The organism is Paenibacillus sp. MAEPY2, from assembly GCF_000499205.1.
In the GTDB taxonomy this organism is placed as follows: domain Bacteria; phylum Bacillota; class Bacilli; order Paenibacillales; family Paenibacillaceae; genus Paenibacillus; species Paenibacillus vandeheii.
Genome location: NZ_AWUK01000021.1, coordinates 123708 through 150475 on the forward strand (window position 1 = coordinate 123708; position 26768 = coordinate 150475).

Consider the following 26768-nt stretch of genomic DNA (forward strand, 5'->3'; position numbering starts at 1 on the left):
CGCTTCTCCCCTCCTATCAGTAAGCCCGGGCTAGCCGGCGCTCCACTTGTTCCAGAATGGCCGAGAAGCCGATACTCATGATCCAGTAGATCACACCAATCGCCAGATAAAACGGCATATTCACCGCATATTGCGATACAAGCAATTGTGCTGACCGCAACAACTCAGTAACACCAATTGCTGCCACAAGGGATGTTTCCTTCAGCATGCCAATAAACGTGTTACCCATTGGCGGTATGGCAATGCGAACAGCCTGCGGGAAGATAATCCGTCTCATCGCTTGAGCCGGGGTCATTCCCGTTGCGTATGCAGCTTCCGTCTGCCCTTTCGGTACAGCTTGAATCGCTCCGCGGAACGTCTCGGACAGAAAGGCACCTGCATTAAGACTAAGACCGAGACAGGCTGCCGTGAGTGAGCCCAAGGTTACACCGTAATCCACCAGCCCATAATAAATAACGAATAATTGCACCAGCAGCGGGGTTCCCCGCATGATGGATACGTAAAAACGGGCGATCATCCTGAGCCACATCGGTCCTTTCAGACGCGCGATAGCGACGAGCACCCCGATAATAAAAGCAAAAAACATGGAGATTACAGTTACATACAGCGTGTAATATGCCCCCTTCAAAAAGAAGGGGATATTCTCAAATACCAATTCCATCGATCAAACTTCCCTTCGCCCTGCCGGTTCATTATTGCGCAGGCTCTTCACCAAACCATTTTTTGAAGATGGTATTGTACGTACCGTCATCTTTCATGCCTTTGAGCGCATCATTCAGTGCTGCTACGAGTTCCGGATTGTCTTTGCGCACAGCAATACCCGCCTGGTCACTCTTAATCGGTTCACCTACGGCTTTGATTTTTAATCCGTTGGCATCCACAATGGGTTTCAGCGCATACATGTTGTTGATTGTGGCATCGATCCGTCCAGCATTCAGGTCTTTGAGTGAAGAGATCACATCGTCATAGGTTTTAATCGTGAAGTCGCCCACTTTTGGCAACACTTCATTACGCAGATATGTTTCATCATTGGTACCCAGACCTACACCAATCGTTTTTCCTTTGAAATCTTCCAGCTTGGTAATATCATTGTTATCACTTTTCACAATGATTTTGACTTCGTTTGTAATATAAGGATCACTGAAATCCAGTACTTTCTTCCGATCATCGGTAATCGTCATCTGGCTGATGATGGCATCCAGCTTTTTGGCTTGCAGACTTGGTGTCAGGCCGGAGAACTCCTGGGATACAAATTCAATCTTAACCCCAAGACGCTTCGCAACCTCACGTGCGATATCTGCATCGTAGCCGTCCATTTCTTTCTTATCGTTCAGGAAGTTGTATGGTGCGTATGTGCCCATCATGCCCACTTTGATGACGCCAGCAGACTTGATCTGCTCCAGTTCATTATTCGCCTGTGCTCCATTACTGCTTCCATTGTCCGTAGCTTTACTGCCACAAGCGCTCAGTACCAGCACGGTCATAAGCAGCAGAGCTGTTAAAGTCCAGCCTTTGCGAGATTTCATTCCATATGTTTTATTCATGTCATTAACTTCCTCTCATCCATCTAGTCATGTCTTGTTGAAACTTATGTTTCCTTAGTTCTTTAACTACAGTTGTACCCATTATTCCCTGCTGCTGGCTTAATCATGTGAATATTTAATCCCGTTATTGAAAATAAACCTCCGGGGCCATCACACCTTTAAATACCGAGCAGTCCGTAAAACTCAAAGCTTGCCGCCTCCGCAGCGAGCGTTGTTGCGGTCATTGATGAGAACTCGCTGTGCAACTCTTCCGAGCCAAACAGCCAGCGCGTAATCATACCTTCAATCATGCTAACCAGCAGCGCAGCGCGGAGCGGAACATCCATGGACTGTGGCAGCATGCCCAGTTCAATGGCCCGCTGCATGTTGTGACGAAATGCTTGTTCTACCGCACCCCGTGTCTCTTCAACCAAACGATGTACCGACTCTTCCGACACGATGCCTTTGAGCAACAATTCCATAAAGTAACGATTGTCCGCTGCAAAGGAAAACAGGTCGGTGAACAGCCGTTCCGAAGCTCTCACCATATCCTCAACTGATCCGGCATCCTTGCGGTAACCTTGCCCGATCGCTTCAAGCAGCTCCTCCCTGCCGGTTAACACAATCTCCGAGGCAATGGCTTCCTTGCTTTTGAAGTGCCAGTAAAAGGTGCCTTGCGCTACACCGGCTTCGCGGACGATATCAGAAATTTTGGTCTGATGATAGCCCTGGGTTGCGAAACGCTCCATCGCTATACGTATAATTTGGTCCCGGCGTTCTTCTCCGGGTTCCAAATGATTAATTTTAGACATTTGCCTACCCTCCCGATTGATCAGTCAGTCAGTTAATGTATATCCTATTGGATAACTAGGTTTTTGTCAATATGGTTTTAAACAATTCATTACAAGCATAAGTTGAAGTTGAGCGCATTTGTGATCATAATAGATGATAGCCTTGTTCAAATGAACAGGCATTGTCACGCAGGACAGCCTTTATGCTGTCATCTGCATTTCAAGGAGGAAGAGAATTGGACTTTATATCATCAATTATTATGGGCATCATCGAAGGTTTGACTGAGTTTTTGCCCGTGTCCTCGACCGGACACATGATTCTGACTGCCCACTTGCTGGGATTATCGGAGGGCAACGAGTCAGTCAAAACGTTTGAGGTGGTTGTGCAACTCGGAGCTGTACTTGCTGTCGTTGTGCTGTACTGGAACAAATTCATTGATATGTTCCGCTTCACCGGAGGCAAAAGGAGCTACACCTCCCGTCTGAATCTCATACATATCTTTTTGGCGATGGTTCCTGCCGTGGTCATTGGACTTGTATTCCGGGACTGGATCAAAGCGCATCTGTTTGGTGCACAGACGGTACTGTACAGTCTCGTTATAGGTGGTATTCTGATGATTGTCGCTGAACGTTGGAGTCACCGCAGCGAACGCATTACAACCCATGATGTAGACGATATTACGTATAAACAGGCGTTTGTTGTGGGGCTTTTTCAGATTCTCGCATTATGGCCAGGCTTCTCCCGTTCCGGTTCGACGATCTCCGGTGGACTGTTCGCAGGAGTAAGCCGGGTTGCAGCAGCGGAATTTACATTCCTGGTCTCTGTGCCGATTATGATTGGAGCCACAGGATACGATCTATACAAAAGTATCGATCACCTGAACAGCAGCGATCTCCCGATCTTCGCGATTGGATTCATTGCCGCATTTATCGTAGCCATGCTTGCCATTAAGACGTTCCTGTCCATTTTGAAAAAACTGAGCCTGACCGTCTTTGCTGTTTATCGCTTCGTGCTGGCAGCCGTATTCTTTATCATTTTAATGATGTAACCCTATCTTCAATTCATGTAACCAAAAAGCCAATGGCGACCTGTTCCCTTACGGAACCTGGTCGCCATTTTTATTTTACACTACCTCATCATCAACCCGATTTCACTTCCACTCTAACTATTCCCTTCTCTTTTTCTTTTCCAATAGAAAAAACACCCCCTATTAGTGATAGGAGGCGTTTCGTCTGACTATATACACGAAGGATTCCGCTTATACCTTGGACTCCAAAGTCTGCAGGTACTCCGAGATTTGAGCAGGCGTTTTTGCCCATTTGCTGTGCAGATGCGCAATTTTCTTGCCGTTCTGGAATACCAGCAGACTTGGAATACCGCGTACACCGTTCTCTTCAGCAAAAGGCAGGAACTCTTCTGCATCCAGGGCATAGAAGGTTTTATCCGCATGCTGGTCGATAACGTCCCCGATAAAACGATCCAGGTTTTTGCAATCCGGACACCAGGTTGTATCAAATTTAATGACGGTAAGCCCGTCAGAATTGATTGTATCGCGATATTGTTGCTCACTTTGAATTCTTTCCATATGTCTTCTCTCCCTTATTTGATTCTTTATGGTTGACCTTCATTGTACCTCGTATAGTTACAATTGAAAATAGGCTACCAACGTTTAGCGGTGCTGCTTGTACAGATTGGCAGGGCTGAGCTCCCGTATTTCGTTAATCTCCGCATCCGTAAGTGCTGCTGATTCCGAGGCTGCGATATTATGCAACAACTGCTCTCTCGAACTGGCTCCTGGCACAACAGCGGCAACAGCCGGATGCGCTAGTGCATAACGAATGGCTGTTTGAGCCATGCTGCGATTGTCTGTAACCAAACGGCTCAGTCCTTGGCGTATGGTATGCAACTCCTCTGGTGTATAATCCAGATAACCTTTATCTGCCTTGGCAGCACCAGAATCGGCGAGAACCCCACTTGCCACGGGTCCACGAGCGATAACGCTAATGCCCTTTTGCTCCAATAAAGGCAATACTTCCTCTTCGGCCCGACGATCTGCTACGCTGTATTGATTCATTACACTGACAATGGAAGCCCTCTGCACATATTCCCGAATCACGTTAGGACGAATGGAGGATATGCCGTAACACCGGATAAGCCCTTCCTGCTTCAGTTCCTCAAAGGCTTCTATCGTCTCTTCGATTGGATCATCCATTGTACCGCCATGAAGCTGATACAGATCAATATAATCCGTCTGAAGCCGTTTCAGGCTGTCTCGTACAGCTTGTTTGATATAGGCTTTGGACGGGTCCCATGACCAGCCTTCTTTCCCCGGTAGGCGACGATTGCCAACTTTGGTTGCCACAATCACCTGATCCCGGCGGCCCTGAATGGCCTGTCCCACGATTTCCTCGTTTTTCCCCGCATCATAGAGGTCAGCGGTATCCAGAAGATTAACACCACGATCCAATGCTTCATGAATCAAGGCGACAGCAGGTCCCGCTTCGATTCCAAGCGACATACAGCCAAGCCCAATTTCACCAACCATGAGTTCGGATGAACCCAGACGATTTTTCTTCATAAGTTGCACATCCCCTTCCATACGTTCTGCAAGTTTCCATTGTATCATTCTTGCTGGCAAAAATCGCATATGACATATGAGCGCACACAAAAACCCGGGACCATACCAGCTCCGGGCTTCTCATGCAAAGTACTTTTATACCAAAATCTATTTTACATCCACACGTGAACCTGTTTTGCTTCCATACGTCGGTCTTGAAGATGAACTTGAATTTTTCATCAGTCCTGACACCGTAGAGAACAGCTTATCCCTTGCCTGTTTGTTCCTCATCAAGTACGTCACGCCTGCTCCAATAGCTGTTACAATGATTCCACTTTTCTTAGACATATGTTGTTCCTCCTTCAGGATTAATGTACATTGTGTCTTGCTTGAATTTACCCTGTAGGAGAAAAACGAAACGTCAGATGCCATCTCAAAATTAAAGAATGGCCTATTATAACGTCAAAAAATGGCACCTGAGAATTCAGGAGCCATTTTCTAACGTGTGTATTAGCATTCAATCAATCGGACGGTGGCGCGACATGAGTCATTTCCTCATGTTTGTACGTAGAGCCATCCGCAGTCAGGTAAAAGTGACCGATCGGATGCAAATCTTCATCCAGTTCGTAGACCAACGGAATGCCTGTCGGAATATTAAGCGCCATTACGTCTGCCTCGGACATTTGGTCCAGATGCATGACGAGTGAACGGAGCGTATTGCCGTGCGCGGAGATTAGCACCCTTTTGCCTGCTGACACAACCGGCTTGATCTCTGCATTCCAGTACTCCAGCACCCGCTTCGATGTAACCATCAAATTTTCGGTACGCGGGATGGTACAGCCCAACCGTTGATACTTGTCCTGGTCCTGTACATAACGATCATCTGTTTCGTCCAGCGCCGGGGGAGATACGCTGACGGAGCGTCTCCACTCCATCACCTGCTCCTCGCCATACTTCAGAGCAGTCTGCTGTTTGTTCAGTCCTTGCAAGGCACCGTAGTGGCGCTCGTTCAGCTTCCACGTCTTCGTGATCGGAATCCACATCCGATCCATCTCATCGAGTGCAATATCCAGTGTACGAATGGAGCGTTTAAGTACCGAAGCATAGGCGTAGTCAAAATCAAAACCCTGTTCCTTCAGGATCTTTCCCGCTTTGCGCGCTTCTCCGTATCCATCGGTCGTCAGATCCACATCCGTCCAACCGGTAAAACGGTTCTCCACGTTCCACATACTCTGTCCATGGCGAATCAATACAACTCTGTACATAAGCGTGAATCCTCCTTCCATGAAACCATTACCCGCAAGGCGAGACGGATATGCCCATGATATGTGAAATGATTAATAGTAAGGCGCCATCATCAGATATACAACTACGCCCGTTGAACTAACATAGAGCCAGATTGGCATCGTCCAGCGAGCAATTTTACGGTGTTTCTTCAATTGATTCGTCCAGCCCCATACCAGAGTGAACAGAGCAAGCGGCACAATGATGGCTGCCAGTATGCTGTGCGAAATCAGAATGAAGAAATAGATGGAACGAATGATACCTTCCCCGCCGTATTTGGACGTCTCAGGAGACAGATAATGAAACGACAAATACGTAACTAAAAATAAAAGCGTCGTTGAGAATGCAGCAAGGATGAACCTTTTGTGCAGTTTTACATTCCGTTTGATGATGGCAATTAATGCCGCGAGCAGAAAGATAAAGGTGAAGCTGTTGAACACGGCGTTAAACCGCGGCAAAATTGTAATGTCAAAGGCCACATCGCCTTTGTATCCGATAGATGGTGCAAAGAACAACAATAAAATAATGACGTTGGCGAGAATGGAAATGGTAATAATGAGACCTGCGAAATTTTTATTACTGGTCGGGGCAATCTGATTGGATTGAATGTTCGGGTCCCCTTTGTCCTGTTTGCCCAATGAAAAATCCTCCTCATATCCTAACTTCTATGTTCTATCTCATTATATCTTGCCAAATCTCGACTGTTAAGTGACAACACTCTGAACAAAAAGCCTTGTCAGGTTCCTTTAAAGTGCCCTCTTATGGCTATTTTCATTAAAAGCTCGCCTTCACTGGTTTACCCCATCCTGTATTTGTGGTATAATTAATGCAATTAAACACATACGCGTTGAACTGGAGGAGCCTGTCACCAAGGGCCCTCCTTGTCTTTTTTTAAGGCATAAAGCGGCACTCTTACAAGCGCTGTTTTATGCCTTTTTTTTGTTCGTCAGGCTTGGAATGATCCCCCCTTGGACAGGTAATCCTATAAACGCTACTGCTGGAGAGGAGCACACCTATGGAATTTATTTTGGTTCTTGCGCTAATTCTGATTTTCACCAAGTTAGCCGGAGATTTGTCGGTAAGACTTGGTCAACCCTCCGTATTGGGTAAATTGATCGTTGGTGTCATTCTCGGACCTGCTTTGCTCGGTTGGGTTCAACCGAATGATTTCATCCATTATATGGCCGAAATTGGTGTATTGCTGCTCATGTTCATTGCCGGACTTGAGACCGATTTGGAGCAATTAAAGAAAAACTGGAAGGCAGCCTTTGCCGTAGCCGTTGGGGGTATAATTTTACCTTTTATGGGGGGTTACGGTTCCGCAATAGCCTTTGGCATGTCGCAGACACATGCATTGTTCTTTGGACTTTTGTTCTGTGCAACATCCGTAAGTATCTCTGTCCAGACATTGAAGGACATGGATCAGTTGGGCTCACGTGAAGGCACTACGATTCTGGGGGCAGCTGTTGTAGATGATGTCCTGGTCGTGGTCATTCTCGCTGTCATGATGAGTTTGCTCGGAACAGGTGCTGGAGACACATCCATCCCTCTTCTCATTGGTAAAAAGCTGCTGTTCTTTGTTATTATTATCGCAGCCAGCTGGTTCCTTGTTCCACGCATTATGAAATGGATGGCACCGCTGAAGGTTACGGAAACCGTCATTACCGCGGGCCTGATCATCTGTTTCGGATTTTCGTACTTTGCGGAGTGGATGGGTGTTGCCGGAATTATCGGTGCATTTGCGGCGGGTATCGCCATCTCCCAAACCAACTTCAAACATGAAGTCGAAACTAAACTTGAGCCGATCGCTTACAGCATTTTTGTCCCCGTATTCTTTGTAAGTATTGGCTTGAATGTTACCTTTGAGGGTGTCGGTTCACAGATCTGGTTCATTGTTGTCATCAGTCTCATCGCCATTGTTACCAAGCTTCTCGGCGGAGGAGCGGGTGCACGGCTGACTGGATTTGATCGGGCCTCATCCTTGGCTATTGGATCAGGTATGATTTCCAGGGGGGAAGTTGCTCTTATTATCGCTTCCACCGGACTCGCTTCCGGATTACTGGATCCTGAATATTTCACTAGTGTGGTTATTATGGTTATCATTACAACACTGGTTACACCACCTCTGCTCAAAATCACCTTTGCTCGTAAAAAAGGCGAAGCCCGAGTTGAACAAGGCATTGAAGACTCGCATTTAAGTGGGTAAAACGAAATGTTATGTACCAGCTCGCCGTGGAAATTTCACGGTGGGCTTTTTTTATTTTCAATAGAGTTGATTCATGTACAAACAAAAAAAGACCCCTTACATGCAAAAGGTCTTAATCCTCGCCTGTTTATAACAGTCTGTCCCATTTTAAGTTAGCACCCCTACATAAAAACCGATGGATATAAAGACAACACACCATATAAACGCCCCAATGCCGGAGACCAGAACGTAACGCCCCATAGCCATACGGCTAATCCCGGAGAAGCAGCACATCAGATGACGAATGCCTGGAATGAAGTATCCCAGTATGATGGACCAGTACCCGTATTTCAAAAACCAGGACTCTACCCTGCCGAGCCGTTTGGCGTTGACCCCGACCCATTTGCCATACTTCTCAACCAGTGGCCGACCAGCCTTTTTGCCAATGGTGTAACTGAGAAGTCCTCCGGTGAACGCTCCGCCAAAACTGACAACGATGGACACCGAATAATTCAGCACCGAGATGGAGGCGAGATAACCGACAAAGGTCATCATCACCTCATCCGGAATAGGCATGCCAATTACGCCAAGAGCCAGCAGTCCGTAGATTGCGAAATAACCATATTGACCAATAAATTCTCTTGCAAATTCCATACTGACTCGCTCCTTATTTCGGCTCCACAATATCCTTCTCATGGGGGGCTAGCACTTGTTTTAGAGACGGGAATCGGATTTGGCTAACCATAAGACCGGATAATACGATAATGACAAGATAGGCTACACCATGAGTGAAATAAGGACTCCAGAGCGCAAAAAAGGACATCAGACCGCCTGCAAACGTAATCGGCATGCCAACAAAACCATGGCTTGCTGTCTTCTGGCAATTGTAACGGGCGAGACGCAATGCACCACATACCGGGAACAGTGCTGTCAGCGCCATACCCAGCGTACTTACTTCGTACATAGAGTTCAAATACAGGATCAGCACGGGGGCTGTTCCGAACGAAATGACATCAGCCAGTGAATCCAGCGCTTTGCCGAACTCCCCTTCACAATGCAATTTCCGGGCAGCGAACCCGTCAAACAGATCAAAGAACATCGCTACCCAAATCAGCGTCACGGCCAGTGCAAACTCGCCATGGATAGCCATTATGACAGCCAGCATGCCTGAAGTTAGGTTGCCCAACGTAAGAATGGACGGTAAAGATTTCATAGACTTGACTCCCTTTCGTTCTAAGCATTAGGAAAAATAATATAAAAACGGACTCCATCCGGCGTATTTTCTACGCCATAGCTGCATCCGTGCAGATCGAGAATTTGCTTCGCAATGGCCAGGCCCAGCCCGGTTCCCCCCATTTTACGATTACGTGAACGCTCCACCCGGTAGAACCTTTCCCAGATATACTGGCGTTCGACTTCCGAAATCCGTTCCCCTTTATTCTCAATCGAGATTCGAACCTGCCCTTCCGGCCTGCTGATCTCAATCACAATATCGGTATGGGGAACGGCATGGCGTATGGCGTTCATCATCATATTGTAGATCACTTGCTCCAGCTTGCTACGATCCCCTTCCACAGACTGTTCTGTGGTGGATACAAGCACAACTTCCAGCCCTTTATCCTTCAATTGCGGCCCAAGACGTCCCGCAATATCCTCAATCATATCTCCAAGAGCCACTGCATCGGTATTCAGCCTAACCGCTTGGGATTCAAGCCGTACCAGATCCAGCATCTCTTCTACCATCGTTTCCATTTTCACAGCTTCATCGGCAATGATCTCAATATATCGCTCTCGCTTGCCCTCACTTACACCATCCTTTAACCCTTCGGAGTACCCTTTGATGATGCTAATCGGGGTTTTGAGCTCATGAGACGCATCGGCAAAAAATTTACGCTGCCGTTGTTCGATCTGCTGCTTCATTTCCATATCCGTACGCATCTGGCTGTTAGCCTGCCTTAGCTCTTCCAGGGTCTGACCCAGTGTCGTTGATAATGCGTTCAGGCTTTCGGAAAGGCTGCCAATTTCATCATTGCGGCGAATTGGCGATTTCACGGTGAAATCAAGGGTCGACATTTTTTTGGCAACATGGTTCAGAGCGAGCAAGGGTTTGGTGACAATTCGGGACAAGAGCAGGGAAAGGAATACAATGAGTACAAATGCAGCAATACCGAAATACGCATAGAATAGCTGCGTCGCTTTACTCGCCTCTCTCATTTCTTGCAGTGATGTCAGCGAAAAAATAAGTTGCTGCTGGGGTCCTGAGCTGTGTACAGGTGCAATGGTAAGCACATTTCGTACACCGCTCCAGCTATCGGTCCATTCTTCATTGATCATCTTACCATTGGCCAGACTCTGCTGATCTTCCTTAGCCAGCGGGAAGCGGCTGTCCAGTGCCTGCACAAGCAAGCCCTGCCTTTGACTCCAGGTTGCCAGATTAGGAAGAACTACATCCGTTAATACCCCAGACCATTCCTGTACCGGTTCGGCTAATTCCTGAAAACTTTCTGTTCCCCACACAGAAGAGCTGGCATCTTTGATCTTAAATGGATAAACCATCGGTTCCGTCAACCCACTGGCTGGACCTGTTACCGTTAATTGCTGTCCATATTTGAGATGGGAAGCAATCCAGCCTGCATTCTCACTGTTGATAAACAGTGACAAGGATACCTTCACCTGAGTGCCGTCCTCACGGAGCAATGTAATGTGGAACGGATCATTGACCAGCTTGCCCGTATTCGTCAGGATGACCAGATGCGATTGATTCTGTCGCATGAAATTCCCGGTTTCCTTGGCCAGCTGTACATCATTCCAACGTCTGGCTGAATATTGCTGCTCGAATTTGGTCAGATTTTTCTTGATACTGCTAATCTTCTGATGTTGGTAAAAGTCCGGGAACCAGACCAGTTGGGCAATCACCGTGGTTCCATATAGAAGGAGAAGGAACCCGGCCATGACCAGAAACAGCTTCATCGTTACACCGTTACGTCTCATGCCTCAACCTCGAATCGATAGCCGGTACCAATGACGGTACGGATACACTTGGCTTCATCGCCAAGTTTGCTGCGCAGTTTCTTAATATGGGTATCCACAACACGGGAGTCCCCATCAAAGTCGTATCCCCATACCCGGTTGAGGATGGCATCACGGGACAATACAATTCCCTGATTACGAGTTAAATACAGCAGCAGATCATACTCTTTGGGTGCAAGCTCCACCTCAGCTCCATCCTTCTCAAGCCGACGAGCCCAGGGATCGAGCGTTACATGTCCAAACCGGATTACGCCCTGCTCCCTGCTAACTGCACCCTCTACCCTTTTCATTAATGTCTCTGCACGTGCCACCAGCACACGAGGACTGAAAGGCTTCGTTACATAATCATCCACACCAAGCTGAAAGCCATGAATCTTGTCATCATCTTCCGATCTCGCAGTCAGCATTATAATAGGTACGGTAGACTGAGAACGAATATGCCCACATAGGGTCCATCCATCCATTTCGGGCATCAGCACATCCAGAATGACCAGGTCCACTTCATGCATTGCCAGCAATTCCAGCGCCTCAACCCCATGTTCTGCTTCAATCACGTTCCATTGTTCTTTTATGAAATAATCGGCCACAATCTCACGAATGCGGCTTTCGTCTTCCACCAGAAGCACTGTTCTGACCATGGCCGACTCTCCTTTTAGCATTCTGTTGATAACATAACGATTCCATGTGTCGTCCGTGTGTCCATCCATGTTCTGGAACGGACTCCATCTTATATACGATTAATATATACCAGAAGTTACTAAATTTTATATGCAGCCGCAAAAAAAGAAGCCGTCAACGAGCAACATCCTGCTCATTGACAGCTACTCAAGTTGAAACCACGCTTTTTCTCCGCGATTACACACTACACGTGCGCACCGCTTAGCTTTGATGCTCCAGTCGGTGTGCCACATGCAATGTTGGGCCAACAAAGCGGTTCAGCGGGAATCCGCCAGCAATCGCTTTGGTCACGAAGGCTTTACCTTCACGAACAGCCTCTTTCACGGTCAGACCGCGCGCCAAACCTGCGGTAATAGCCGCAGATGTAGTGCAGCCTGCACCGTGTGTGTATCCGGAGCCAACAACATCGGCTTCAAACCATTCGTAGTTCGTTCCGTCATAGAGAAGATCCATCGCTTTGCCTGGGTTAATAACGCCTCTGTCCTTGATCAGGACATGCTTCGCCCCATGAGCGTGAATGACAGCTGCTGCAGCTTCCATCTGCTCCTTGGAGCGGATCAGTCCGCTTTTCGCCAGCTGCGATGCTTCAAATAAATTTGGGGTAACCAGATCAGCACCCGGCAACAGGAATTCAATCATCGCTTCTGTATTCTCAGGTTGCAGCACCTCGTCCGTACCTTTGCAGACCATTACCGGATCGATAACAATCTGTGGCAATCCACTCCGGCGGATATGCTTCGCAACCAATTCAATGATGTCTACAGAACCCAGCATGCCCGTCTTCATGGCATCAAAACCGATACCATCCAGAACGGTACGCAGCTGTGCCTCTACTACATTTAATTCCACAGGAAAGACCTGGTGATCCCACGTGTCAGGCTCCATCGCCACAACAGTAGTCAGCACCGTCATGCCATACACACCAAGCTCCTGAAAAGTTTTCAAATCTGCCTGAATCCCTGCGCCTCCGCTCGTATCTGAACCAGCTATTGTTAATGTTTTTGGAATCGTCATGGTAGTTGCATTCTCCTTCGTCCTTCAGTTGACATTATCCTATCCCTTGTACGAGCGGATGTCAATGGCATCTGAAGCCATACGGAGTATGGTTTCCAGAGGAATTCAGTTCATATCTTTTGTCTCCAGACTGAACATGGACAGTGAAGCAACCCATATTCCTATGGCCCCCAATGTCAGGGGAATCACGATAATCGTGTTAATTGAAAACGAAGGCCCGTTAAAGCCCGAACATACCACCATAACAAGCAAAATGGATGACACCAATGTAGTCGTGACCGAATGTTTACGCATCCCGAAGAATAAGGGAATCAGGGCCATGCCTGCAGCGGAGAGGGAACTGACGACATACTTCAACAGCAGTACCCATGCATCACGTATCGTCAACGTATCGGGAATGAAGTCATAGAAATGGTTTACCGCAACTAATAATGCCCCCATCAGCACATCGGTTAATAAAATCATCATGAAAGTAAACACAAACACTATAATCAATTTGGCAGCAATGATTTTATGCCTTTTAATCGGGTAGGTAAACATGACATTCATCGTTTTATTTCGATACTCACTGATAATCAGCTTCGCTATGAGCGCACCGCCAAAGATAATAAAAACAGCTCTGGCGAACGTATCGATTAACATGAAGGAAACGGAGTAATCGGCAAAGGCATAATCTTCAGCACCCAAATCGGTGTACCCAATCAGGAATAGAAACAGGATCAGGACGAGAACGGCAATACCTGCGGTTCTGAAATTCCGGGCAAACCGATGTTTGCGCAGTTCCAGCTGGATTAGTTTAAGCAACGTCCTCATCCCCCTTCATTAAGTTCATGAAGTGTTCTTCCAATGAATGTGCCCTTTTGAAAATGGATTCAATCTCAACGCCATGCTGGATCAGCTTACCTGTCAATTGCGATGGAGCGATACCTGGATCATAGATGCGTATGGTTTGATCATTGACCATTTTATAATTATTCAACTCCAATTGGTGCTCCAGGACATAGGCCGCTTTACGCGGGTCCAGCGTTTGCAGTTCAATGTATTCGCTATGGCTGCCGCGGATGCTGTCCATTGATACTTCCTCGACCAGACGTCCATTCCGAATGACCCCAACGGTGTCCGCAATCTGTTCGATCTCCCCAAGGATATGACTGGAGATTAACAGAGTAATCCGATACTGGGAGCTGAGACGTTTGAATAAATCGCGCATCTCCTTTATACCTAGGGGGTCGAGCCCATTAATCGGTTCATCCAAAATGAGCAGTTCCGGTGTTGTGATAAGCGCACGGGCTATGCCCAGACGCTGTTTCATCCCCAAAGAGAAGTCTCGTACCGGCTTCTTGCCCGTGTCCTTCAGCCCTACATTTTCCATCATGTTGTCAATGACCTTTTTGTTGTAGAATCCCATGTATTCACAATGGAGCTCCAAATTCTCCTTCGCGGACAACTGATCATAGAAAAAAGGATATTCAATGATGCTGCCCATACGCTTCAGCAGTTCATAGGACGTTGGGGTCAGCTTCTCACCGAATAATTCAATCTCCCCTACAGTCGGTTTGACCAGGTTGGTCAACATTTTCATCATGGTCGTTTTTCCCGCTCCGTTCGGACCAAGAAACCCGTAAATCTCCCCTTGCTTGATATTCATATTGACGTTGGATACAACCTCTGTCCCTGCATAGGTTTTGGTCACACCTATTGTCCGCGCAATATATGTCATGTTCTTATTCTCCTTTACGTTCGTCCCTGACGGGTTCTTATATCTGTATTGTAAAGAGAAAAGTCTTCTTTTTTATTACTCAAATCTTACAAAAATCTTAAGCTTAACGAAGTCCTTATTGAATGCACCTAAAAGGGTTTTAAAACAACCGAAAACGTCGTTCGTTCATAAGGAACACTGCGCAAATCAATGATCCCACCCATTCGCTCAACCAGCCGCTTCGTAATGGTCAGCCCCAGTCCGCTACCCTGATAGAGACGATTACGGGAATCCTCCAGCGTATACATGCGTTCGAATACACGGCTATGCTCCTGTTCTGGAATGCCCCTGCCCCGGTCCCAGACGCTAAGCTTTACCTGCTCCCCTGTCGAATAATCGATTGAAAGACCAAGCATCTTGCCATCCGCTCCATACTTCATGGCATTGGTAATCAGATTATCCAGTACACGGTCCAGTGCTTCTTCGTTGGCTCTCACAAAGATATCCGCTTCGGGAATCTCCAGCTCCACTTGCAGACCCAGATTCGTTAACATCTCATAAAAAGAAAGCATCTTCACTCGGCACAATTCGCTTAGATTAACCTTTGTCAGTGCAAGCTCGGTGTCTCCAGACTCCAGCTTCGCCAAGTCAAAAAATGAATGAATCAGACGCAGTACCTCCTGCGCCTTATCCTGAATTTTGCCAGTCATGACCACGCGTTCCTGATCTGTTAGGGAAGGGCTGTGCAGGAGTGTTTCACTATAACCGAGCACGACCGTTAGCGGCGTCTTCAGGTCATGTGAGATGTTGGAGAGCATATTGCGCATTTCCTTCTCCTGATTGGCATAACCCGCTTTGGCCCGGTGTGCATAATCCAGCAGCTCGTTCACATCCTTGAGAAGCTGGCTGATTTGAGCATCGCTATTAAACACGAGCAGGCGCTCAAAGCTCCCTTGATTCACAATCGCCGTTAATTTTTCATGGATGTAGAACAGATCTTTACTGCGTTTATGCATCCTTACGCTCAATAGGATAACGATAATAGCCAAGATCATGGTAGAAACAGCAAAGAGCAGCGTCACCCCGGGTCCACCTCCAGCTTATAACCAATCCCCCACAGCGTCTTGATGTATCGCGGCTCTGAAGGATCAGCTTCCAGTTTCTCGCGCAGACGGCGCATATGAACGTTAATGATATTTTCGTCACCATAGTAGTGATCGTTCCAAACGGAAGCGTAGATCTGGGCCTTGGTAAATACTTTGCCGGGATGGGTCACAAACATCTTGAGAATGCCAAATTCCTTGGAGGTAAGCCTTACGGGTGTCCCATCCCGCTCCACCTCATACGTCTCCATATCGACCGTAATGCCGCCAATCTCAATGCGCTGGGACTTAGGAGGGGCTGTAATCTCAGACTGTGCATTATAATTGGCACGCCGAATAGCCGCCTTGATCCGGGCGGTCAGCTCAATTAACGAGAACGGTTTGCTCAAGTAATCATCAGCACCGAACCCAAGTCCAAGGGCTTTGTCCACCTCCCCGTCCTTCGCAGACAGGATGAGAACAGGCACCAGACTGACGGCACGGATGGCCTGAAGCACTTCCATACCGCTTTTATGCGGCAGCATCAGATCCAGGATGACCAGATCATAGCCTGGCTGGGATTGGCTGAATTGGCGTTCTGCCTCTAATCCGTCATATGCATAAGAGACGTCATAGCCCTCTTTTTCCAAATAAGGACCGACCATCTCACTAATTGAGCGATCATCTTCAACAAGCAGCAAGCGATAACTTGACACGAGCTTCCCTCCAACATGAACGTTTTCCTTTATTACCTCACAGTTTGCATGAATTGGCAATGAAATACGAAAAACCCGGCCGGATCGCCACTTTATGTTTCAAAGTGAACCACCTGCCAGGTCTAATAAACAAATCCTATACCGTCTCGCTGCGTATCCAGCACAGTCCGATCGTCCCCGCACCTGCATGAATGCCTACCACAGGGATAAAAGGCATAATTTCCGTCTTTAAGCGGGGAAGCAAATCTGCAATCTGCTGTTTGATTGTAACAGCTTCTTCCTGATTGTTCGCATGCATGATGCATACATGCTTCACTTTCCCCATATCCACCTTGAGCACATCCAGCATGCGCTGTTTGGCCCGTTTGAACGTACGAATTTTCTCATTCACAACCACTTTGCCCTCTTCGAATCGCAAGAGCAGATGAATCTTCAACAATTGGCTAAGGATAAGCTGGGTCCCCGACACACGACCACTGCGGTGAAGATGCTGAAGACTGGCCGGGATGAGGTAAAAGGACATGTTATCAATCATCTGTTCGATATGAATTTTGATCTCGGATGCCGTACAGCCTTGCTTCTGCCATTCCAGTCCTTGCAGGATCATCTCTCGCAACGGATACGCACCTGCTCTGGAGTCAATGGCGGTAATCGTCACACCTGCAATCTCGGCAGCCTGCATCGAAGTGTGCAGCGTACCGCTAAGTGCAGTGGAGCAATGAATGGTAATAATCTCATCGTACTGGCCTTTCAACGACTCATACAGTTCAATAAATTCACCAATCGGCGGCTGTGAACTGCTTGCCCGTGATGCCTCCCCAAGTTTCTCATAGAATAGTTCCGATGAAATATCCTCCGTCTCCCGGTAACATTCCTCTCCAAATACAATGCGCAGAGGTACGATGTAAACATGATTCTGCTCAGCAAATAGCGGATCGAGTGTGCTCGTACTGTCGGTGACCCATGCAATTTTCCTCATTCCAACCTTCTCTCTTGCCGGATTGTTGAAGCTGTATCCTCAATCGTCAGGCTCATACCCGGCGGATTATTTATAATTTGAATAGTTTATATTGTAAACGTTTGCGTTCTTGCCCCTCAATTATAAAGGAACGGACAAACCACTGTCTTGTGGCGCATTGTTGAACAGCCTCATTTCTTCCGGTATATGCCAAAAAAATGTCTTGCCTGTGAAGGAATAAATTGGTATGCTGTTGTCCTTCTCTCTTTTTCGCCTTGACTGAAGTGAACGGAATCGCCGTTCAACCAACTTATCGGAGGTGTCACATGCTTTATTTCACTCTGGCTTCCAAAGCCTACTCTCGGAACCTGCAATACCGCGGGGCTCACATGGTACATAACCTGGCAAGCGCCATGTTCGGTTACATGTACGCCTGCCTCTGGATCGGCATCGGGGCCGACCACTCTCTCGGAGAATACGGGACACAGGGGATGATCAGTTACATTGCGTTTACGCAATCCTCTCTCTGGATCTCAGGTTTTCTCACCAATGGACTTGGTATTCCACTCACGGTCAGGACAGGGCAGATCGCGCTTGATCTCATGAGGCCGGTTCATCTGTTCACCCACCTGATGGCACGTGAATGGGGGCAAATTGCCTACCAGTTCGTGTACAAAAGCATTCCGATTTACCTGCTCTTCTCCATCGTATTTTCTCTGCAATGGCCCTCAGAAGCTTCAACCCTGCTATTTGCCGCAATTGGTCTTGCCGGCGCATCCTATTTATCCATCTGTATGAATTACATTATTGGCGCGACCGCGATGTGGACTACGGAGTCCTCCTGGCTGCATTGGGGCAATCACGCCATGATGAATCTGCTCGCAGGTTTCTTCATCCCGCTGGAATGGCTGCCAGACTGGCTGGAACGAATCGCCTGGTTATCACCCTATCCTTTCCTGCTCTATGTCCCAACCCGAATCTATCTGGGTTACGAAAACGGCTCCTTGCTATGGGGAACCTTGATTTGGTGCGTCCTCATGACGTTCGTCTGTCTGGCGATAACCCAGGTACTGCGCCGTAAAGTGGAGGTGCAGGGCGGATGAAAACCACTTCCTGGTTCACTTTATATAAAATGCTCATTCAAACTAGCATCCGTAGTCGGATGCAATACAAGTTCAATTTCATCATGGCCTCCGTTCTGGCCGCATTGATTCAAATCTCCGAGTTTCTAATGGTTGCCCTGGTGCTGCACAAATTCGGAGCCATCAAAGGTTGGTCCCTTCATGAAATTGGTTACCTCTTCGCGATCATGACCCTATCCAAGACGTTATATCGAACGTTTGGCAACGAAGTGCATCATCTGGAAAAATATTTGGTCGGCGGCGAACTCGATCAACTGTTAACCCGACCCATGCCCGTATTGCTGGCGTTACTGCCCCAAAACTTTCGAATTATGGCCGGTGAGGTGTTACAAGGCGGGTTTATTCTTTGCTGGTCGCTGGCGGGCATGATGCATAGCGGACAGATCGGCTGGACTGTCATCCCCTTCTCTCTGCTCGTCATCCTGACCGGGTCCATTATTCTTTTTTCGATTGGGCTGGCCACGGCAACGCTTGGATTCTGGACCACACGCATTGAGGAGCTGCAGACCATCACCGAGGATGCGGCCCGTACGGCTGCCCAATATCCGCTGACGTTATATCCCAAATGGATGTCCGGCATACTGCTTACCGTGATCCCGGTGGGGTTTGTTAACTATGTTCCGTCACTCTATCTGCTTCGCGGGGAATTAGGGGCATGGGTTCTTGTTGCGATTGTCGTAGTTGCCATCCTGAGCCTGGCCGCAAGTCTGCGTTTCTGGAAATTCGGTTTAACCAAATATCAAAGTACGGGTAGCTAAGGGGGAAAATATCGTCATGACCATGATTACAGCGCGCCATCTGCAAAAGGAATTCAAAACTCCTGTGGTACGCGAAGGCCGGTTCTCCGGGCTTCGCACCTTGTTTTCACGCGAATATCTGTCCAAGGAAGCGGTGCGAGACATTAGCTTTGATATTGGCAAAGGAGAGTTTGTTGGTTATATCGGCCCGAATGGGGCTGGCAAATCCACCACGATCAAAATGCTGACGGGTATCCTCCATCCAACCTCGGGTGAGGTGTTGCTCGGTGGCATGAATCCACATCAGGAAAGACGCCGCACGGTTGGACGTCTAGGTGTGGTATTTGGACAGCGCAGCCAGCTCTGGTGGGATCTGCCTGTGAAGGATTCGTATGATATTTTGGCCGAGATGTACGGAGTCCGTGCCGAGGACAAAAAGAGACGATTGGCCCAGTTCGCTGAGCTGCTGGATCTTGAATCATTCTGGGCCACGCCTGTCCGCAAGCTTTCGCTTGGGCAGCGGATGCGTGCAGATCTCGCAGCTTCCATGCTGCATGATCCGGAACTGCTCTTTCTCGATGAGCCGACGATTGGACTAGATGTGAATGCGAAGCGGAACATTCGTCAATTTCTTCGTACATTAAATGAAGAGTTTGGCAAAACGATTTTGCTGACCACCCATGACATGGACGATATTGAGCAGCTATGCAGTCGGGTGATGGTAATCAATCACGGTCAACTTACGTATGACGGCTCAATTCCCTCCCTGCGTGACACCATCGGTCTGCCAACGCTTATCCGGGTGACGTATCGGGGTTCGTTTCATATGCCGGATATCATATCGTCCGCCATTCAGATTACAGGGGCAGAAGGCCAAGTCGTCACCGTCGAAGTTAATCGTAAAGAGTGGAGCACGATGGACATTCTGAAACAGCTCGAACAATGGGGCCAGATTGAAGATGTCGAGATGAAAGAACCCGATTTTGAGGATATTATTCATCGGGTGTACTGACTGACCTATTTTATTCGGATCTGGATGAGGGCCTGTTCAAATGCCGTTACATGCAGGAAGGACATGACGTACTGTAATATTGGAGGTGAAGTGTCATGCTTGTTACCAAACACACACTTGCTGCATCCAGTGCACACGCCACTCCCTATTACATCGTTCGAGGCACGAAGCCCGGACCCGCCATCATGATCACATCAGGAGTTCACGGGAACGAAACCGCAAGCATGGCCGCTGCGCAGAAGCTGGCTAATGACTGCATGACAGGACGACGACACATGGTTCGCGGAATCCTCATTATTGTTCCACGAGTGAATCAGAAAGCCTATCGGAATAATAGCCGAGGAAAACCTGATTTAAACCGCACATTCCCGCGGCATCTCTCTGGCAAAGCCAAACATCCGCTTGCTTCCGCTGTCTTTCGGCTTGCCCGTCAATATGGACCTGCCTGGTGGCTGGACCTGCATGAAGCAAACGGGTTATCCCAACGCAGTTCACGGGTACTGGGACAAACCTTGATTACCAATCCAGGCAGCCGGGCTGTTCCGGTATGCAAACGAATAATAGCGCGAATGAATCGGTCGATTCCCATTCGTGACAGACACTTCAACCTGAAGCAACACGAATTGCCCGGTTCAGCACGCACAGCCGCAGCTCGCCTGCTTCAAGCGCGCTCGGTTACGGTAGAAACCTGCTGGAGTCTGAACCGTTCGGAACGGATCAAGTACCAGACGGCAATTGTGCACCATTTTCTGCGTGAAGCAGGTTTGTTTTGAATCAATTTCGGGATGGTTGGAACAACAAAGACACCTTCAAGGATATCTCTCACGCCGGACGCGTCAGAGATAATTCTTCGAAGGTGTTAATTGTTTACTGGGTTACATTATGAAGTCACCTTACGTATTCCCCTCCTCCCTATTGATTCGGAAAGATTCAATATAATTGTGAATATCATGCTCTGGCGTCTGAAGCAACCCAGCAAGAAGCGTCTGCATCTGCTGCAGGTTATCGATATGCAGTTGAATCTCTTCAATTCGGTCACGAACGAGTGCTTTTAGTGCTTCATTCTCCATATCCTCCTGACTAAGCAACTGTAACGTATCCTGTATTTCCTTTAGGGAATAACCCAGAGATTGAGCATCCTTAATGAATTTGATCTTAACCAGATAATCTTCGGTATACACACGGTATCCGTTGGATGAACGACGGGGAGCAGGCAGAATGCCGCTGTCCTCGTAATATCGAAGTGTTGCCATGCTTACACCCGTACGTTTGGCCAACTCTCCTCTTGTCATAGTTTTCATGCCTACTCCTCCATCCTTCTATGCATTATTCCGCCTGCTTGCTGCGCAGCTTGGTATACTTCATATCATAGGTGGCCTCCGGAAAATGGTTTGACGGCCCTTCCAGCAATGGTTGCTCCTCTTCACCCTTCAAGTAACGGTCAAAGAATGCCAATGTATACGATCTGGTAATGTCCACATTATGCTCCGGCGTCATGCCCTTGGCAAACATCTTGGGTGAAATTAAGGAAATATCCGTGAAACTCTGATGGAAGAAGCCATCCACGGTCAGATAATACGTGTCATTGAGACTGCTTGTCATCACTCGATCCAAATCCGGTTCAAACTCGGGATAGAACACCTTGTCTCTCTCGGTTACGCTCGGGTCCAGGCTTTTGGCTGTTTCTCCCGACATAATATACATAAACGGCTGTTTCAAGGCTGTCGTGGATACGGTCCCCCAGAATCCGCCTTCCAAACTGAGTCCTGCTTTGAAACGGCTATCCTGCGCCAGCGCTTCCGCTGTTGTCGCACCACCGTAGGAGTGACCAAAGATACCGACATGATCCAGATCAAGTTTGCCTTCGAGCAGTTGATTCGGATCATGTTTATTCCACTGGGTGAGCGTATCCAGTACAAAGCTTGCGTCAGCTGCACGAATACCAACACCTTCTATATTATGTTGATATAGTTCCTCTGACGTTGGATAGTCAGGATCCGGCTCATAAGAAGCAACATGTCCATCCGGGAATGTCACTTGGGCAGATGTATACGGATGGTCGATCCCAACAACAATGTAGCCATGGCTTACCAGTTCCTCAATCGCGGTCATACTTTGAAAGCGTACTGAGCGTACCCCAGGGGAGAACAGTAATACTGGATATTTACTCTGGGCGGCAGATACCTCAGCACCCTTAACAACATGTGTGGGAATCGTATCCAGGTAACTGAACACCATCGGCGGAATTCCAAATACGAGACTGATCGCCTCTCCCAACTCGGCCGGATAATGTTCTAGCGGCAATCCTTTGGCCGTTTCCTGGTCTACAGGATACCAAACATTGATCATAAGCTCACGCTTATCACCCGCTTCAGCCGTCTTGGTCTCTTCGCGGGATTCATCCGTTAGCTGCTGCGAAAAGGTGCCTATGGCGAATGAACCTGTTGGTTCAGGCATCGTGAACGCAGGGAAAAGCGACGTCAACACCATAGAACCTGCACTAAGAGCCAGCACCAGAACAGAGGACAGGGTCGTTGTGATCCATGGGCAACGTCTGGATTTCAACGTGCTCTGAGGTGCGTTGTGAGAATAGTGTCTACGGCGTCCCCATCTTACGAATTGAACGCTCCACAGAATTATAAGTACAAGCGACACGATATAGGTAGGCAGCATCTGCACTCGTAAATGATTGATAATGCCATGCAGCAGCACCGCCAGCACGAGAGCGGAAAACATCCCCATGGAATACGCACGGCGCTTAGGAGCCACCAGCAAAATTGCCGTAGCTAATATCGTGATGAATACCAAGATCCATTCTAAAATCCTCATTATTCTACCTCCAACTTGATGTAATACACCAAGGATAAACCTTGAAGTATACTTCAAGGTCAAGGTCCAATTTCAAGTCAGACTCCACGTATTCGAATGTTCTCGTTTAAGCAAAAAGAACTGTTCCTGACGCAGCAATCCGCGTGGGAACAGTTCTTTTCCATCTATACCTTCAGATCCCATTTGAGAACTTCAGTCAACGTGCAGTTACCGGAGGAAAATGCTGATATTCCCGTTGAGTCCGGTCCCGGATAAATACGCGCTGTCATGACCTTCTCCCCGCCTTGAATAAATACTTCAACCGATGAGACATCCACAAAAATTCGCAGCTCCAGCCTGCCGTCGTTCAGCTCCACGTCTGCAGCACGTTCACCACTCAGACCAGCTCCCGAACGATCCCGATTAAGACGGAGCTTACGCTCTTCCACCTGATAGGTGATAACGGTCTCTTCCCCCTCACCCACACGTAACTTCAATCCAAAGTTCTCTGCCATTCCCGTTTCAAAAACAACATACAGTTCATAGCGGTCACCCGGCATATCCAAATCACGTATCCCGTCCAAATGGATATTTTGTTGCTTGATCTCGTTCGTGCGATATTGCTCCAGCTCCGAGATCGGCAGAAAGAACAATCGCTCCCCTCTCAAAACAATCTGGCGTGGCAGCGTCATCGCTCCTGCCCAATGATGGTCATGCTGCGTAGGGATATCCGTTTCCCATGTTTCCATCCACGCCACCATGATGCGTCGGCCCTGCTCATCGTCCGTTGTCTGCGGTGCATAAAAATCAAACCCGTAATCGAGTGGATAATACTTCTCATATTCCAGCACACCCAGCTTATCATCCAGTGTGCCAATCATATAAACCGTGGAATGTAAATTTCGATAATTATCCATCTGAGCGGGCATCCGCTGCGGAGACATGATCAAAATATCTCGGCCTCCAAGAGAAAATAAATCGGGACATTCCCAGTTGTCTCCAAGGGTACCGTCGCTTTGCGCCATGACGTTAACGTAGTTCCATTTTTCCAGATTAGTGGATTGATACAACAGAATTACGCCTCGACCTGCCGCGTCGTTTGAACCCAGCACGCAATAGTAGATCCCATTTCGTTCAAACACCTTGGGATCACGGAAGTCCTTTGGACTTGTATGCTGCGGAATCTGATCCAGCCCAATGACCGGGTTCAGCGCACTTTTGACAAAATCAACGCCATTGTCCGATACAGCGATATTCTGCGTCTGCCTGTAATCATTGTCTTTGTCTGGTCCAGTCACGACATGTCCCGTGTACATAAGCAGCAGCTTGTCGCCCTGAACAAGTGCACTCCCTGAGAAGCACCCTCCACTGTCATAACTCTGATCCGGAGCTAACGCCACCGGGAGATAAGACCAGCTGACCAGATCCTTGCTCACCGCATGGCCCCAATGCATCGGTCCCCATACCGGAGCATAGGGATAGTACTGATAGAACATGTGGTACATCCCGTTGTAGTATACAAAACCATTAGGATCATTCATCCAGCCCACTTCAGGCATCAAATGGTATGCCAGGCGGTAAGCCGGATTAACCTGTTGCCGATTTTCCCTGATATACGCATTGGAGCGGGCTAGTGTATAAGTTTCCTGTCCAGGATGCGATATATCCAGTAGTTCATTGTTCGAGTCTTGTTTTGTTTCTGTTTCCCGTTTCAAGTATGATTCCTGATTCATATGTCTATCACTCCTGTCTCTCTACTTCAATCAATCTGAAACCAATTATTTGATGGACCCTTGCATCACGCCTTGAATAATATACTTCTGTGCAAACAGATACACGACTAGCACCGGCAACAAGGTGAGCACCAAACCAGCCATTAATGGACCGTAATCAACCGTATAGGTACCATAAAAATAAAAGGTGGATAACGGTAGTGTCCGCTGTTCGGATGAAGTCAGTACCAGAGAGGGCAATAAGAAATCATTCCAGATCCACAGGACGTTCAGCACGGTAATCGTAACGCTTGTTGGCAGGAGCACCGGCAATACGATGCGAAAGAAGGTCTGTACTCGGCCACAGCCGTCTATCAGGGCCGCTTCTTCCAGTTCCAGTGGGATGCTCTTGATGAAGCCATGATAAATAAAGACGGCGAGTGGACTGCCAAAGCCGATATACATATAGATAAGTGACCATTTGTTGTCCAGCATCCCCAGTGAACCATATATTTTCACGAGTGGAATCATGATTGCCTGAAAAGGAATAATCATTGCTGCCACCATCAGAAAAAAAAGATATTGGTTCAGCTTGCTTTTGTGCCGTACAAAATAATGAGCTGTCATCGCAGCGAGCATTGCAATCAGTAACACACCTGCCACCGTAATTAGCAATGAATTTCCGAAGGCAGACATATACCCCATTTTATCGAAGGCGCTAACGTAATTATCCCATTGAACGGACACTGGCAGGCCCAGTGGATCTGAAGTTATGGCCTGATTTGCCTTAAATGAATTCGTAATGAGCAGCAGAAACGGAAAAATGAACAACATCATCGCTACGATTAATAAAAACAGCTTGGCCCAGCCCATCATGCGCGATTGTCCTGCCATTATGCCTCCACCTCCAATTTCTTGCTGAAATAGACTTGGAGTAATGTAATAGTAGCGACTAGAATAAACAGTACAAACGCCTCTGCTTGACCAAGCCCGTAATCACGTGCCAGAAAGGCCTGTTCATACACATGCATGGATACCATTTCTGTGCTTTTGAAGGGTCCTCCGCTAGTAAGGGAGACATTGAGATCATAAACCATAAAGCCCCGTTGGAGGGACAGGAAAATGCATACGATAAACGACGGTACCATAAGTGGCAAAACGATCCGTGCCAGCATTCTGCGATTGCTTGCTCCATCAATACTGGCCGCTTCCATGACATCCTTGGGCACATTCATCAGCCCTGCAATATAGATCACCATCATATATCCTGCGTACTGCCATACGGTAACGACAACTAGTGCCCAGAACGCTTTATCGGGGTCCGATAGCCATGATGTTCCGAACAGCGGAATGTTCATTTTCTGACCGGCAAAAACCAGTACTTGATTGAAGATAAACTGCCATATGAATCCAAGCACAATTCCGCCGACCAGATTGGGTAGAAAAAAGCCAGCCCGGAACAAGCCCTGTGCCTTCATACCACGTGTTACCGCGTAAGCAAGTAGAAATGCCACGCCATTGGTCAACACCACGGTAATAAATACGTATTCCAGAGTCATCCCGAATGACTTCCAGAACACGGTATCCTTGAACACGCCGATATAATTGTCCCAGCCCACAAGACTTTGCTCAACAGCAATACCATCCCAATCCGTAAACGTCAGATAAATCCCGTACAGAAACGGAATAATCATGACCGTTGCAAACGCAAATAGTGTTGGACCCGTAAAAATTAGCCGGGTGCGCAATCGGGTCCATAATCCTTTTTCGGTAAGCATCGTTATCCTCCACTCTATCCCAGGGTGTATACAGTCGGTTGCCCGAAGACGAAGCGGGCGC

General features: G+C 47.8%; 29 protein-coding genes. 6 read left to right on the forward strand and 23 right to left on the reverse strand.

Annotated elements, in window-relative coordinates; genetic code table 11:
- Positions 1-16 precede the first annotated feature (16 nt).
- The 3 genes from P364_RS0117740 to P364_RS0117750 all read right to left on the reverse strand — a co-directional run bounded on the left by P364_RS0117740 (position 17) and on the right by P364_RS0117750 (position 2335).
- On the reverse strand, positions 17-661 hold the full coding sequence (locus P364_RS0117740; RefSeq protein ID WP_024631428.1) for an amino acid ABC transporter permease: 645 nt from the start codon (positions 659-661) through the stop codon (positions 17-19).
- Between the two features lie 31 nt (positions 662-692).
- Positions 693-1526 carry a substrate-binding periplasmic protein gene (locus tag P364_RS0117745; protein WP_024631429.1) on the reverse strand — a complete coding sequence of 278 codons (834 nt, stop codon included), beginning with the start codon at positions 1524-1526 and terminating at the stop codon, positions 693-695.
- Positions 1527-1702: 176 nt separating this feature from the next.
- Positions 1703-2335 (reverse strand): TetR/AcrR family transcriptional regulator, encoded by a 633-nt coding sequence (locus P364_RS0117750; protein WP_024631430.1) that lies wholly within the window; start codon positions 2333-2335, stop codon positions 1703-1705.
- A gap of 239 nt (positions 2336-2574) precedes the next feature.
- On the opposite strand from P364_RS0117750, the gene P364_RS0117755 reads away from it, so the two are divergent.
- A complete protein-coding gene (locus P364_RS0117755; RefSeq protein WP_029881063.1) occupies positions 2575-3363 on the forward strand; it encodes an undecaprenyl-diphosphate phosphatase in 789 nt (262 codons plus the stop codon).
- Positions 3364-3573: 210 nt separating this feature from the next.
- Here P364_RS0117755 and P364_RS0117760 read toward each other — a convergent pair whose 3' ends face one another.
- From P364_RS0117760 to P364_RS0117780, 5 genes are all read right to left on the reverse strand, one after another.
- Positions 3574-3900 carry a thioredoxin family protein gene (locus tag P364_RS0117760; RefSeq protein WP_024631432.1) on the reverse strand — a complete coding sequence of 109 codons (327 nt, stop codon included), beginning with the start codon at positions 3898-3900 and terminating at the stop codon, positions 3574-3576.
- A gap of 84 nt (positions 3901-3984) precedes the next feature.
- The gene (locus tag P364_RS0117765) at positions 3985-4893 is read right to left on the reverse strand and encodes an aldo/keto reductase (protein ID WP_024631433.1); all 909 of its coding nucleotides are present in this window, start codon (positions 4891-4893) and stop codon (positions 3985-3987) included.
- A gap of 147 nt (positions 4894-5040) precedes the next feature.
- Complete coding sequence (locus tag P364_RS37850) at positions 5041-5220, reverse strand: hypothetical protein (RefSeq protein ID WP_024631434.1); 180 nt, start codon at positions 5218-5220, stop codon at positions 5041-5043.
- Between the two features lie 173 nt (positions 5221-5393).
- Positions 5394-6137 carry a 2,3-diphosphoglycerate-dependent phosphoglycerate mutase gene (gene gpmA, locus P364_RS0117775; RefSeq protein ID WP_024631435.1) on the reverse strand — a complete coding sequence of 248 codons (744 nt, stop codon included), beginning with the start codon at positions 6135-6137 and terminating at the stop codon, positions 5394-5396.
- Positions 6138-6209: 72 nt separating this feature from the next.
- A complete protein-coding gene (locus P364_RS0117780; RefSeq protein WP_024631436.1) occupies positions 6210-6794 on the reverse strand; it encodes a DUF420 domain-containing protein in 585 nt (194 codons plus the stop codon).
- Positions 6795-7171: 377 nt separating this feature from the next.
- Between P364_RS0117780 and P364_RS0117785 the strand changes: the two genes are divergently transcribed.
- A complete protein-coding gene (locus P364_RS0117785; protein ID WP_024631437.1) occupies positions 7172-8362 on the forward strand; it encodes a cation:proton antiporter in 1191 nt (396 codons plus the stop codon).
- A 147-nt stretch (positions 8363-8509) separates the two neighbouring features.
- Here P364_RS0117785 and P364_RS0117790 read toward each other — a convergent pair whose 3' ends face one another.
- From P364_RS0117790 to P364_RS0117835, 10 genes are all read right to left on the reverse strand, one after another.
- Positions 8510-8995, reverse strand: coding sequence for a DedA family protein (locus P364_RS0117790; RefSeq protein WP_024631438.1), 486 nt, complete (start codon positions 8993-8995; stop codon positions 8510-8512).
- A 13-nt stretch (positions 8996-9008) separates the two neighbouring features.
- Complete coding sequence (pssA, locus tag P364_RS0117795; RefSeq protein WP_024631439.1) at positions 9009-9554, reverse strand: CDP-diacylglycerol--serine O-phosphatidyltransferase; 546 nt, start codon at positions 9552-9554, stop codon at positions 9009-9011.
- A 20-nt stretch (positions 9555-9574) separates the two neighbouring features.
- Positions 9575-11332, reverse strand: coding sequence for a sensor histidine kinase (locus P364_RS0117800; protein ID WP_024631440.1), 1758 nt, complete (start codon positions 11330-11332; stop codon positions 9575-9577).
- Positions 11329-12009, reverse strand: a complete 681-nt coding sequence (locus P364_RS0117805; protein WP_024631441.1) for a response regulator transcription factor — start codon at positions 12007-12009, stop codon at positions 11329-11331. The genes P364_RS0117800 and P364_RS0117805 overlap by 4 nt, the downstream gene beginning before the upstream one ends.
- A gap of 241 nt (positions 12010-12250) precedes the next feature.
- On the reverse strand, positions 12251-13063 hold the full coding sequence (gene thiD / locus P364_RS0117810) for a bifunctional hydroxymethylpyrimidine kinase/phosphomethylpyrimidine kinase (protein ID WP_024631442.1): 813 nt from the start codon (positions 13061-13063) through the stop codon (positions 12251-12253).
- Positions 13064-13168: 105 nt separating this feature from the next.
- The gene (locus tag P364_RS0117815) at positions 13169-13867 is read right to left on the reverse strand and encodes an ABC transporter permease (protein ID WP_024631443.1); all 699 of its coding nucleotides are present in this window, start codon (positions 13865-13867) and stop codon (positions 13169-13171) included.
- Complete coding sequence (locus P364_RS0117820) at positions 13860-14783, reverse strand: ABC transporter ATP-binding protein (protein ID WP_024631444.1); 924 nt, start codon at positions 14781-14783, stop codon at positions 13860-13862. Before P364_RS0117820 ends, P364_RS0117815 begins: the two co-directional genes overlap by 8 nt.
- A gap of 128 nt (positions 14784-14911) precedes the next feature.
- Positions 14912-15817 carry a sensor histidine kinase gene (locus tag P364_RS0117825; RefSeq protein ID WP_029881067.1) on the reverse strand — a complete coding sequence of 302 codons (906 nt, stop codon included), beginning with the start codon at positions 15815-15817 and terminating at the stop codon, positions 14912-14914.
- Positions 15818-15840: 23 nt separating this feature from the next.
- On the reverse strand, positions 15841-16509 hold the full coding sequence (locus P364_RS0117830; protein ID WP_052016671.1) for a response regulator transcription factor: 669 nt from the start codon (positions 16507-16509) through the stop codon (positions 15841-15843).
- 187 nt (positions 16510-16696) lie between these two features.
- Entirely contained in the window at positions 16697-17539 is an 843-nt protein-coding gene (locus tag P364_RS0117835; RefSeq protein ID WP_024631447.1) for a DegV family protein, read from the reverse strand.
- Positions 17540-17844: 305 nt separating this feature from the next.
- Here P364_RS0117835 and P364_RS0117840 point away from each other — a divergent pair, with 305 nt between their 5' ends.
- The 4 genes from P364_RS0117840 (at position 17845) to P364_RS0117855 (ending at position 21182) form a co-directional block, all read left to right on the forward strand.
- Positions 17845-18621 carry an ABC transporter permease gene (locus P364_RS0117840; RefSeq protein WP_024631448.1) on the forward strand — a complete coding sequence of 259 codons (777 nt, stop codon included), beginning with the start codon at positions 17845-17847 and terminating at the stop codon, positions 18619-18621.
- The gene (locus tag P364_RS0117845; RefSeq protein ID WP_024631449.1) at positions 18618-19418 is read left to right on the forward strand and encodes an ABC transporter permease; all 801 of its coding nucleotides are present in this window, start codon (positions 18618-18620) and stop codon (positions 19416-19418) included. Before P364_RS0117840 ends, P364_RS0117845 begins: the two co-directional genes overlap by 4 nt.
- Positions 19419-19440: 22 nt before the next feature.
- Positions 19441-20409, forward strand: coding sequence for an ABC transporter ATP-binding protein (locus tag P364_RS0117850; RefSeq protein ID WP_024631450.1), 969 nt, complete (start codon positions 19441-19443; stop codon positions 20407-20409).
- Between the two features lie 95 nt (positions 20410-20504).
- The gene (locus P364_RS0117855) at positions 20505-21182 is read left to right on the forward strand and encodes a succinylglutamate desuccinylase/aspartoacylase domain-containing protein (RefSeq protein WP_024631451.1); all 678 of its coding nucleotides are present in this window, start codon (positions 20505-20507) and stop codon (positions 21180-21182) included.
- Between the two features lie 120 nt (positions 21183-21302).
- Here P364_RS0117855 and P364_RS0117860 read toward each other — a convergent pair whose 3' ends face one another.
- The 5 genes from P364_RS0117860 to P364_RS0117880 form a co-directional block, all read right to left on the reverse strand.
- Complete coding sequence (locus P364_RS0117860) at positions 21303-21710, reverse strand: MerR family transcriptional regulator (RefSeq protein WP_024631452.1); 408 nt, start codon at positions 21708-21710, stop codon at positions 21303-21305.
- A 25-nt stretch (positions 21711-21735) separates the two neighbouring features.
- Positions 21736-23238 (reverse strand): alpha/beta hydrolase family protein, encoded by a 1503-nt coding sequence (locus P364_RS0117865; protein ID WP_024631453.1) that lies wholly within the window; start codon positions 23236-23238, stop codon positions 21736-21738.
- A gap of 164 nt (positions 23239-23402) precedes the next feature.
- Positions 23403-24950 (reverse strand): glycoside hydrolase family 32 protein, encoded by a 1548-nt coding sequence (locus P364_RS0117870; protein ID WP_081718014.1) that lies wholly within the window; start codon positions 24948-24950, stop codon positions 23403-23405.
- 45 nt (positions 24951-24995) lie between these two features.
- The gene (locus P364_RS0117875; protein WP_024631455.1) at positions 24996-25823 is read right to left on the reverse strand and encodes a carbohydrate ABC transporter permease; all 828 of its coding nucleotides are present in this window, start codon (positions 25821-25823) and stop codon (positions 24996-24998) included.
- Entirely contained in the window at positions 25823-26707 is an 885-nt protein-coding gene (locus tag P364_RS0117880; protein ID WP_024631456.1) for a carbohydrate ABC transporter permease, read from the reverse strand. The genes P364_RS0117875 and P364_RS0117880 overlap by 1 nt, the downstream gene beginning before the upstream one ends.
- Positions 26708-26768 lie beyond the last annotated feature (61 nt).